Source organism: Serratia sp. Nf2, assembly GCF_003028435.1.
GTDB lineage: Bacteria > Pseudomonadota > Gammaproteobacteria > Enterobacterales > Enterobacteriaceae > Serratia > Serratia marcescens_L.
In genome coordinates, this window is the sequence record NZ_PYTW01000017.1 from 1 (window position 1) to 9,132 (window position 9,132).

Annotated in this window: 10 protein-coding genes; 5 read left to right on the forward strand and 5 right to left on the reverse strand. The window is 57.2% G+C overall.

All coding sequences use genetic code 11. The annotated features are described in order from the left end of the window. Positions 1 to 538 precede the first annotated feature (538 nt). Entirely contained in the window at positions 539 to 1,081 is a 543-nt protein-coding gene (locus C9411_RS24635; RefSeq protein ID WP_107228115.1) for a gamma carbonic anhydrase family protein, read from the forward strand. 39 nt (positions 1,082 to 1,120) lie between these two features. On the opposite strand, the gene aroE is transcribed toward C9411_RS24635, so the two are convergent. The 5 genes from aroE to dprA are packed head-to-tail and all read right to left on the reverse strand — an operon-like array spanning position 1,121 to position 4,665. Continuing rightward, positions 1,121 to 1,939, reverse strand: coding sequence for a shikimate dehydrogenase (gene aroE, locus C9411_RS24640; RefSeq protein WP_063991194.1), 819 nt, complete (start codon positions 1,937 to 1,939; stop codon positions 1,121 to 1,123). A gap of 11 nt (positions 1,940 to 1,950) precedes the next feature. Further along, positions 1,951 to 2,520, reverse strand: coding sequence for an L-threonylcarbamoyladenylate synthase type 1 TsaC (gene tsaC / locus C9411_RS24645; protein ID WP_063991185.1), 570 nt, complete (start codon positions 2,518 to 2,520; stop codon positions 1,951 to 1,953). 7 nt (positions 2,521 to 2,527) lie between these two features. Continuing rightward, positions 2,528 to 3,073 carry a type I DNA topoisomerase gene (locus C9411_RS24650; protein ID WP_063991186.1) on the reverse strand — a complete coding sequence of 182 codons (546 nt, stop codon included), beginning with the start codon at positions 3,071 to 3,073 and terminating at the stop codon, positions 2,528 to 2,530. Between the two features lie 25 nt (positions 3,074 to 3,098). After that, positions 3,099 to 3,572 carry a DUF494 family protein Smg gene (smg, locus tag C9411_RS24655; RefSeq protein ID WP_033650013.1) on the reverse strand — a complete coding sequence of 158 codons (474 nt, stop codon included), beginning with the start codon at positions 3,570 to 3,572 and terminating at the stop codon, positions 3,099 to 3,101. Further along, entirely contained in the window at positions 3,544 to 4,665 is a 1,122-nt protein-coding gene (gene dprA, locus C9411_RS24660; RefSeq protein WP_107228116.1) for a DNA-protecting protein DprA, read from the reverse strand. The genes smg and dprA overlap by 29 nt, the downstream gene beginning before the upstream one ends. Positions 4,666 to 4,798: 133 nt before the next feature. Here dprA and def point away from each other — a divergent pair, with 133 nt between their 5' ends. From def to trkA, 4 genes are all read left to right on the forward strand, one after another. Beyond that, positions 4,799 to 5,308 carry a peptide deformylase gene (gene def / locus C9411_RS24665; RefSeq protein ID WP_015379260.1) on the forward strand — a complete coding sequence of 170 codons (510 nt, stop codon included), beginning with the start codon at positions 4,799 to 4,801 and terminating at the stop codon, positions 5,306 to 5,308. Between the two features lie 17 nt (positions 5,309 to 5,325). Then, positions 5,326 to 6,270, forward strand: coding sequence for a methionyl-tRNA formyltransferase (fmt, locus tag C9411_RS24670; protein WP_063991188.1), 945 nt, complete (start codon positions 5,326 to 5,328; stop codon positions 6,268 to 6,270). 72 nt (positions 6,271 to 6,342) lie between these two features. After that, positions 6,343 to 7,632, forward strand: coding sequence for a 16S rRNA (cytosine(967)-C(5))-methyltransferase RsmB (rsmB, locus tag C9411_RS24675; RefSeq protein ID WP_107228117.1), 1,290 nt, complete (start codon positions 6,343 to 6,345; stop codon positions 7,630 to 7,632). Between the two features lie 55 nt (positions 7,633 to 7,687). Then, a complete protein-coding gene (gene trkA, locus C9411_RS24680; RefSeq protein WP_063991190.1) occupies positions 7,688 to 9,064 on the forward strand; it encodes a Trk system potassium transporter TrkA in 1,377 nt (458 codons plus the stop codon). Positions 9,065 to 9,132 lie beyond the last annotated feature (68 nt).

Sequence of the window (9,132 nt, forward strand, 5' to 3'; positions counted from 1 at the left end):
CAATCTGAGCCATGATCAAACTCTTCAATTAAAAGCTTGATTTGCTTCCACTCGAGAAGCGATGCTCAAAGATTTACTGCATGAATTTTACTTCAGTTAGTCACTCTTCAAGACTTGATATTTTTTTTGCATCCGAAGATGCTGGATATCGTCTTGTGGAGTGCCCACACAGATTGTCTGATAAATTGTTAAAGAGCAGTGAGTTAGGCGCTTTCGCTTGCTAACTCGAGGTGGCGTATATTACGCTTTCCTCTTTCAGAGTCAACCCTAATTTTCAGGATTTTTTCTCTTTCTTCCCGGCCGCTGTGTGAAGTGAATCACTTGCGCCGTGTCGATGGAGGCGCATTATAGGGATCCGAGTTTTTTGCACAACCCCTTTTTTGATCTTTTCTTTCTGTTTGCACACTTTTCAGCCCTTCCGTGTGGATCTTGTGCGATCAGGGCCATTTTCCGCAGGATCCGGCGCTGCCGTTGGTTGTAATTCCATCGCCAGAGTCTAGTATTGCCGGTAAATATGATCCCGACGTGAGGCAGCACTATGTCCGATGCAGTACGTTCTTATCTTCAATACACCCCCAAACTCGGTCAGCGCGTCTTGATCGATCCTTCCAGCGTCGTGATCGGCGACGTCGATCTGGCGGATGACGTCAGCATCTGGCCGCTGGTCGCCATCCGCGGTGACGTCAACGCAGTAAAGATTGGCGCGCGCAGCAATATTCAGGACGGCAGCGTACTGCATGTAACTCACCGCTCCGAACATAACCCCGACGGTTATCCCCTGCTGATTGGAGAAGATGTGACCGTAGGCCATAAAGCGATGCTGCACGGCTGCGCCATCGGCAGCCGGGTGCTGGTCGGTATGGGATCGATCCTGTTGGACGGTGTAGTAGTAGAAGACGACGTAATGATTGGTGCCGGCAGTTTGGTGGCGCCGGGCAAACGCCTGGTCAGCGGCTATCTTTATATGGGTAGCCCGGCACGCCAGGTTCGGCCTTTGACCGCCGCCGAGTTGGAGGGATTGCTTTATTCTTCTAACAACTATGTACGCTGGAAAGATGAATACCTGTCGGAAGACATCTGACGGGCACCCCGTTCCTTATGAAAGAGAACGGGGTAGGATTTATGCCGCCAGTTCGCTGCGCAGTTGGCGCAATACCGGCTCGATCTCTGGCATCACTCCGTGCCAAAGCAGGAAAGCATGCGCCGCCTGCCCCACCAGCATGCCCAACCCATCGGCATATTCCGTTGCCCCCCGCTGCTGCGCCCAGGCCAGGAACGGCGTGACGCCCTGCTGATAGAACATGTCATAGCAACGGGTTTGCGCGTTCACCACGCCTGCGGGCAACGCCGGGATCTCCCCGCTGATACCGGACGCCGTCGCGTTGATCACCAGATCGAACGCTTGCTGATTCAGTTGATCCATCGGTACCGCCGAGATCTCCCCCAGATGCCGGAAAGCGTCGGCCAACTCTTGAGCCCGGCTGAAGGTGCGGTTGGTGATCGTGAGCCGGCAACCGAAAGACAGCAGCGGCAGAATCACGCCACGCGCCGCGCCGCCGGCGCCCACCAGCAGGATATGATCCTGCGGCCGGATCAATTGCTGACGCTGCAGATCGGTCAGCAAACCGATGCCGTCGGTGTTATCTCCCAATAGACCGCCATTCGGCAACACCTTCAAGGTATTGACCGCCCCGGCCATCGCTGCACGCTCACTCAGCTCGGAGGCGAGCTCATAAGCACGCTCTTTGAAAGGCACCGTGACGTTCGCCCCCTGCCCTCCGGCGTGGATAAACGCCTGCAGACGGGTTTCAAAACCATCAAGCGGCGCCAGCACTGTTCCATAAGGATGCTCAATGCCGGTCTGAGCAGCGAACAGCGCATGAATTCGCGGCGACTTGCTGTGACCGATAGGGTTGCCAAATACCGCAAATTTCTCCATGCCCATTACCTCTAGCCCTGACGGATCTGTTCGCCGGTCAAAGCATCTCTGATTTCGGAAGGATTAAGACGGCCGCCCACCTCGCCGGCCAATACCGGGAAAGCTTCGCCGAATTGCCGTGTGACCTCATCCGTACTGCGGCATGGCTCCAGCCCACTGAGATTGGCGCTGGTCGACACCAGCGGCTTGCCATACTGCCGGCACAGCAGCTGCACCAACGGATGGTCGCTGACGCGCACCGCCAGCGAGCTGAAACGCCCTGTCAACAAGCGCGGCGTCTCCGGCCGGGCGGGCAACACCCAGGTTACCGGCCCTGGCCAACTGGCAAACATCGTTGCGCGCTGCTGTTCGCTGAGCGCGCTGTCGTCGATATAGGGCTTAAGCTGTGCATAATCGGCGGCAATCAGAATCAGCCCCTTTTCCCACGGCCGCTGTTTCAACGCCAGCAGCGCATTGACCGCTTGTTCGCTGTCGGGATCGCAACCCAGGCCGAATACCGCTTCGGTGGGATAAGCGATAACCTGCTGTTGATGCAAAGCATCGATGATAGATACAAGGTTCGGGCTTAATTCTGAGTTCATGATGTGATTATTCTGTAGTCGCGACGGGTTTTCCGCACAGCTTGCTGGCACAGCACAGGACGGGGCCTTTTGCCGTGCGCTTTTCCATCAGCAGCGGATAATGGCAATAGGCACATTCACCGGCGACGGGTTTAACATTGAGGGCGAATTGGCATTCAGGGTAACGATCGCAGGAATGAAAAATCTTGCCGTAGCGCGACTTGCGCTGCAGCAGTTTGCCCTGACCGCACTGCGGGCAGGTAATGGCGGTTTCGTCAGGCTTATCGATCACTTCAGTGTGATCGCACTGCGGATAAGCACTGCAACCGATAAACATGCCATAGCGCCCCTGGCGCAGCACCAACGTCGCCTGGCATTTCGGGCACTGCTGCCCATCCAGCACCTTGACGATATGCCCATCGGCCTGCGCTTTCAGCGGGCGAATATATTGGCATTCAGGGTACTGGGAACAGCCGAGGAAGGGGCCATGGCGACCGCTACGGATCACCAGCTCAGCCCCGCATTCCGGACAGGGTTCATTTTGCCTAGCGGCAAAAATCGCGTTTTTTGTCATAACGTCTTCTATGCGCGTTATCGGCTCAATGCAGATAACCTTCGTTCACTTCAAACAACAGTTCTTCCATTTGCTGATAGGCGCTTTCATATCCGGGGATATTAAACAGCACCATCAACACGACCCATTTCAGATCTTCGAGATCGAATTCCGCATTATCCAAGGCCATAACGCGGTCGATAACCATTTCACGGGTTTCGAGGTTCAATACCTGAATCTGTTCCAGGAACAGGAGAAAACCACGGCAGCCGGCGTCCAAACGCGCGCTTTCCTCTTCGGTGTAGATCCGCATTGCCAGCGGATCGGCATCCATAAAGTAAGGCGCATTTTGACCTTCTTGCAGGTCAGCCAACTTCTCAAGCCAATTCAACGCGTTGTAGATATCATCCCGATGAAACCCCGCCTGAGCGAGATCATCGGTCAGTTGATCCTGATCGACGCGCATCTCTGGTTCATTGTGGATATAAGTTTCAAACAAGTACATGAGTACGTCGAACATGGCTTGCCCTCCTTATTCGGACATAGCCGCCGGGTACAGCTGCGATCCACCCTGCTAACTCCAGTTCGAGTAACTTGATTACCACCACTGGCACAGGTTGGCCGGCACGTTCAGCGACGACGTCAACAGGTGTCACCTCATCTCCTACGTTAGCCAACACATCGGCAAATGGCAATTCAACTTCAGCCTGCGACGCACAAATAGTTGTATTTTCGTTCAGTGGCAGCCATTGAAGACCGCTTCCCAGCAATTCGGCGATATCTTTCGGCCCAGTCACCAGATGCGCGCCCTGTTGGATCAGCCAATGCGTGCCTTCGCTCATCGGATTCCCTAACGGCCCCGGCAAGGCGAATACCTCACGCCCCTGCTCCAGCGCATAGCGAGCCGTCACCAGGGTACCGCTGCGCAACGAGGCTTCTATGACCAGAACGCCCTGGCTCAGCCCGCTGATAATGCGGTTGCGGCGCGGAAAATGGTCGGCCAGAGGCAAATCGGTGACCAAATGATCTGAAATCACCGCGCCGCCCTGCTCGACAATCTGCTCCGCGAGCCTGCGGTGCCGGCGTGGATAAACATTGGCCAGCCCACTGCCCAACACCGCTACCGTGCAACCCCCGGCCGCCAGCGCTGCGCGATGGCAAATGCCGTCGATACCGATCGCCAAACCGCTGGTGATGGTGAAACCGCAACGCGCCAATTCCTCGGCGAAATAATTGGCCCAACGCTCGCCGTAGTGGCTGAACTGCCGGCTGCCAACCATGGCGAGCTGCGGGCGCAGCAACGCCTGAGGATCGCCCTCGATCAGCAGAAACAGCGGTGCATCGTCGATCTGGGCCAGACGTTCGGGATAGCCGGCAGCCCCATAGTTCAGCATACGGTGCGCCGGCTCCTCCAGCCAACGCAGAGTCGCGGCCAAATAACCGGGATCCAGCTGGTTGAACTGCGTCTGCTGCCGTTCGTTCAACCCCAGCTCATGCAGCACGCGGCGAGGCTCGTTCCCCATTTGCGATAGCTGCCGCACGATCCGGCTGGCCACGACGGTCTGCAGCCCCGTTACCCCTCGCATCCGTAAAGCGATCTCTTCCGGCCGCATCGTCTGTTCCCTCAGCAAAAACGGTGGTATTACCAATCCGAGCAATTGGTGCGCAATGCTGTCAATCAGGCCGGGAAATGTCTAGAATAGAGGTTAAACCTCGTTCATTACTCGGATACAGATCTAAAGATATATGTCAGTCTTGCAGGTATTACATTTCCCAGACGAGCGTCTGCGCAAAGTCGCAGCGCCGGTAAAAGAAGTCAATGCAGATATCCAGCGCATCGTGGATGATATGTTTGAAACCATGTACGCAGAGGAAGGTATTGGCCTGGCTGCGACTCAGGTGGATATCCATCAGCGCATTATCGTGATCGACGTCTCCGAGAATCGCGATCAGCGCCTGGTGCTGATCAACCCGGAATTGCTGGAAAAGAGCGGCGAAACCGGCATCGAGGAAGGCTGTCTTTCCATTCCCGAGCAGCGTGCGTTGGTACCCCGTGCCGCGCAGGTGAAGATCCGCGCGCTGGATCGTGAAGGCAAACCTTTCGAGCTGGAAGCGGACGATCTGTTGGCGATCTGCATTCAGCACGAGATGGATCACCTGATGGGTAAACTGTTCGTCGATTACCTGTCGCCGCTCAAGCGTCAGCGCATTCGTCAGAAACTGGAAAAAATGGCCAAGCTTCAAGCCCGCGCCTAACCGATCAGGAAATCAACGTGTCTGATTCTTTACGGATTATTTTCGCCGGAACACCAGACTTCGCAGCGCGTCATCTTGACGCGCTGTTGTCATCTGAGCACCAGATTGTCGGCGTTTTTACCCAGCCCGACCGCCCGGCGGGCCGCGGCAACAAGCTGACGCCAAGCCCAGTCAAAGTGCTGGCCGAGCAACACCACCTGCCGGTATTTCAGCCCAAATCGCTGCGCCCCGAAGAGAACCAACGCCTGGTGGCCGATCTCAACGCCGACGTGATGGTGGTGGTTGCCTACGGGCTGATCCTGCCGCAGGCGGTGCTGGATATGCCGCGTCTCGGTTGCATCAACGTACATGGCTCGCTGCTGCCTCGCTGGCGCGGCGCGGCACCGATCCAGCGTTCGCTCTGGGCCGGCGACAGCGAAACCGGCGTGACCATCATGCAGATGGACGTCGGTCTCGATACCGGCGACATGATGCACAAGATTGCCTGCCCGATTGAGAGCAGCGATACCAGCGCCAGTCTGTACGACAAGCTGGCACAGCTCGGCCCACAGGGCATGCTGACTACGCTGCGCCAAATGGCAGACGGCAGTGCCACCCGCGAAGTGCAGGACGAAGCGCTGGTCACTTACGCCGAGAAACTGAGCAAAGAAGAAGCCCGCCTGGACTGGAATCTGTCCGCAGCCCAGCTGGAGCGCTGCATCCGCGCCTTCAATCCTTGGCCGATCAGTTACTTCACCATCGACGATCAACCGGTGAAAGTATGGCAAGCCAGCGTACTGGCGCAAAGTGCCAATGCGGAGCCAGGCACCGTTGTCCATGCCGACAAACACGGCATTCAGGTGGCAACCGCCGACGGCATCCTCAATCTGATCCAACTGCAGCCCGCCGGCAAGAAACCGATGTCGGCGCAAGACCTTTTAAATTCACGTCGTGAATGGTTTGCCCCGGGTAACCGGCTGTAAGTCACCCCACTGCCCGGCCGTTCATCGCCGGGCCGTTATTTTCTTAATGCCGATCGTTATCAGCTTCAGCCTATGAAAAATAATTACAATCTCCGCAGCATCGCTGCCAAAGCCATCGGCCAGGTGCTGGATCAAGGGCAGTCACTCAGCACTGTCCTGCCGGCGCTCCAAGCCGCCATCAGCGATAAAGATCGCGGGTTGTTACAGGAACTGTGTTTCGGCACGTTGCGCGTGCTGCCGCAGCTCGAATGGTGCATTCAACAATTGATGGCCAAGCCGCTGACCGGCAAACAGCGTACGCTGCACTATCTGCTGATGGTCGGCCTGTATCAGCTGCTGTATACCCGTATCCCGGCGCACGCTGTATTGGCCGAAACCGTGGAAGGCGCGGTGGCGCTGAAACGTCCGCAGTTGAAAGGCCTGATTAACGGCGTCTTGCGGCAATTCCAGCGCCAGCAGGAAGAGCTGCTGCAGCGCGCCGCCAACAATGACAGCCGCTATCTGCACCCGAGCTGGTTACTGAAACGCATTCAACAAGCCTATCCCACCAACTGGGAACAGATCGTCGACGCCAATAACCAGAAGCCACCGATGTGGCTGCGCGTCAACCGCCTGCATCACACCCGCGAAGCTTATCTGCAGTTGTTGACCGACGCCGGTATCGCCGCAGAGCCTCATTCAGACTATGCCGATGCAGTGCGGTTGCTGGCGCCTTGCGCCGTGACCGATCTGCCTGGGTTCGCCGACGGCTGGGTCACCGTGCAAGATGCCTCAGCCCAGGGCTGTGTCGATCTATTGGATCCGCAAGACGGTGAACAGATCCTCGATTTGTGCGCCGCGCCTGGCGGCAAAACCACGCATATTCTGGAAGCGGCACCGAAAGCGCACGTCATGGCGGTCGATATCGACGAACAGCGCCTGGCGCGGGTGAAGGAAAACCTGCAGCGCCTGCGTTTGCATGCCGAGGTTAAACTGGGCGATGGCCGCACCCCGCAGCAATGGTGCGGTGACAAGCAGTTCGACCGGATCCTGCTGGACGCGCCTTGTTCCGCCACCGGCGTGATCCGCCGTCACCCCGACATCAAATGGCTGCGCCGCGATCGCGACATCGCCGAACTCGCCGCGCTGCAGGCCGACATCCTTGAAGCCGTCTGGCCCCATCTGAAATCGGGCGGCGTGATGGTTTACGCCACCTGCTCTATCCTGCCGGATGAAAACAGCGGCCAGATCGCCGCGTTCTTGCAGCGCCACGCCGATGCCAAGCTGGTTGAAACCGGCGATGCGCAGCGGCCGGGGCGGCAGAATATCCCGCATCCCGAGGACGGCGATGGCTTCTTTTACGCTAAGCTGATTAAAATGTAATGCTTCGGGGCGTGCATGCGCGCCCTAAGTCTTTCAGTGTGAAGCAGAGAACACGATGAAAATAATTATTCTTGGTGCCGGTCAGGTTGGCGGGACACTGGCGGAAAACCTGGTGGGTGAAAACAACGATATCACCGTCGTCGATACCGATTCCGGTCGTCTGCGTCAGCTGCAGGATAAATTCGATCTGCGGGTGGTTCAGGGACACGGCTCTCACCCTAGGGTGCTGCGCGAAGCCGGCGCGGAAGACGCCGACATGCTGGTCGCCGTCACCAACTCCGACGAAACCAACATGATCGCCTGCCAGATCGCCTATTCTCTGTTTAATACCCCCAACCGTATCGCCCGTATCCGCGCGCCGGAATATATCCGCGAGTCGGAGAAACTGTTCCTGCCGGAAGCGGTGCCGATCGACCATCTGATTTCACCGGAGCAGTTGGTCATCGACTATATCTACAAGCTGATTGAATACCCCGGTGCGCTGCAGGTAGTCAATTTTGCCGAAGGCAAGGTCAGCATCGCCGCGGTTAAAGCCTATTACGGCGGCCCGCTGGTCGGCAATGCGCTCTCTTCGATGCGCGAACACATGCCGCATATCGACACCCGCGTCGCCGCGATTTTCCGCCAGGACAGACCGATCAGGCCGCAAGGCTCGACCATTATCGAAGCCGGTGATGAAGTCTTCTTCGTCGCAGCCTCACAGCACATCCGTGCGGTGATGAGCGAACTGCAGCGGCTGGAAAAACCGTATAAGCGCATCATGATCGTCGGCGGCGGCAACGTCGGCGCAGGCCTAGCCGCCAGGTTGGAAAAAGACTACAACGTCAAACTGATCGAGCGGAACCAGCAACGCGCCGCCGAACTGGCCGAGCAGCTGCACGATACCATCGTGTTCTATGGCGATGCCTCCGATCAAGAACTGCTGGCCGAAGAGCACGTCGAGCAGGTGGATGTCTTCATCGCCATCACCAACGACGATGAGGCCAACATCATGTCGGCCATGCTGGCCAAGCGCATGGGCGCCAAGAAGGTGATGGTATTGATCCAGCGCCGCGCCTATGTCGATTTGGTGCAGGGCAGCGTGATCGATATCGCCATTTCACCGCAACAGGCGACCATCTCCGCCCTGTTGGGGCACGTGCGCAAAGCGGATATCGTCAGCGTGTCGTCGCTGCGCCGCGGCGTGGCGGAAGCGATCGAGGCGATTGCCCACGGCGATGAAAGCACGTCCAAAGTGGTCGGCCGCATCGTCGAAGACATCAAGTTGCCACCGGGTACCACCATCGGTGCGATCGTGCGTGGCGACGATGTGATCATCGCCAACGGCAATAGCAAAATCGAACAGGGCGATCACGTCATCATGTTTATTACCGACAAGAAATTCGTGCCGGACGTTGAACGCTTGTTCCAACCGAGCCCGTTCTTCTTGTAGAACGAATTTATTAGGCGATGGTCTATAATCGCGTAGTTGTTCTCTGCCTTGGGGGGAGATAAAACTTC

Coding starts and splice junctions, on each gene's coding strand:
- C9411_RS24635 (WP_107228115.1), top strand. CDS start 539: ATGTCCGATGCAGTACGTTCTTATCTTCAATACACCCCCAAACTCGGT.
- aroE (WP_063991194.1), bottom strand. CDS start 1,939: ATGGAGAAATTTGCGGTATTTGGCAACCCTATCGGTCACAGCAAGTCG.
- tsaC (WP_063991185.1), bottom strand. CDS start 2,520: ATGAACTCAGAATTAAGCCCGAACCTTGTATCTATCATCGATGCTTTG.
- C9411_RS24650 (WP_063991186.1), bottom strand. CDS start 3,073: ATGACAAAAAACGCGATTTTTGCCGCTAGGCAAAATGAACCCTGTCCG.
- smg (WP_033650013.1), bottom strand. CDS start 3,572: ATGTTCGACGTACTCATGTACTTGTTTGAAACTTATATCCACAATGAA.
- dprA (WP_107228116.1), bottom strand. CDS start 4,665: ATGCGGCCGGAAGAGATCGCTTTACGGATGCGAGGGGTAACGGGGCTG.
- def (WP_015379260.1), top strand. CDS start 4,799: ATGTCAGTCTTGCAGGTATTACATTTCCCAGACGAGCGTCTGCGCAAA.
- rsmB (WP_107228117.1), top strand. CDS start 6,343: ATGAAAAATAATTACAATCTCCGCAGCATCGCTGCCAAAGCCATCGGC.
- trkA (WP_063991190.1), top strand. CDS start 7,688: ATGAAAATAATTATTCTTGGTGCCGGTCAGGTTGGCGGGACACTGGCG.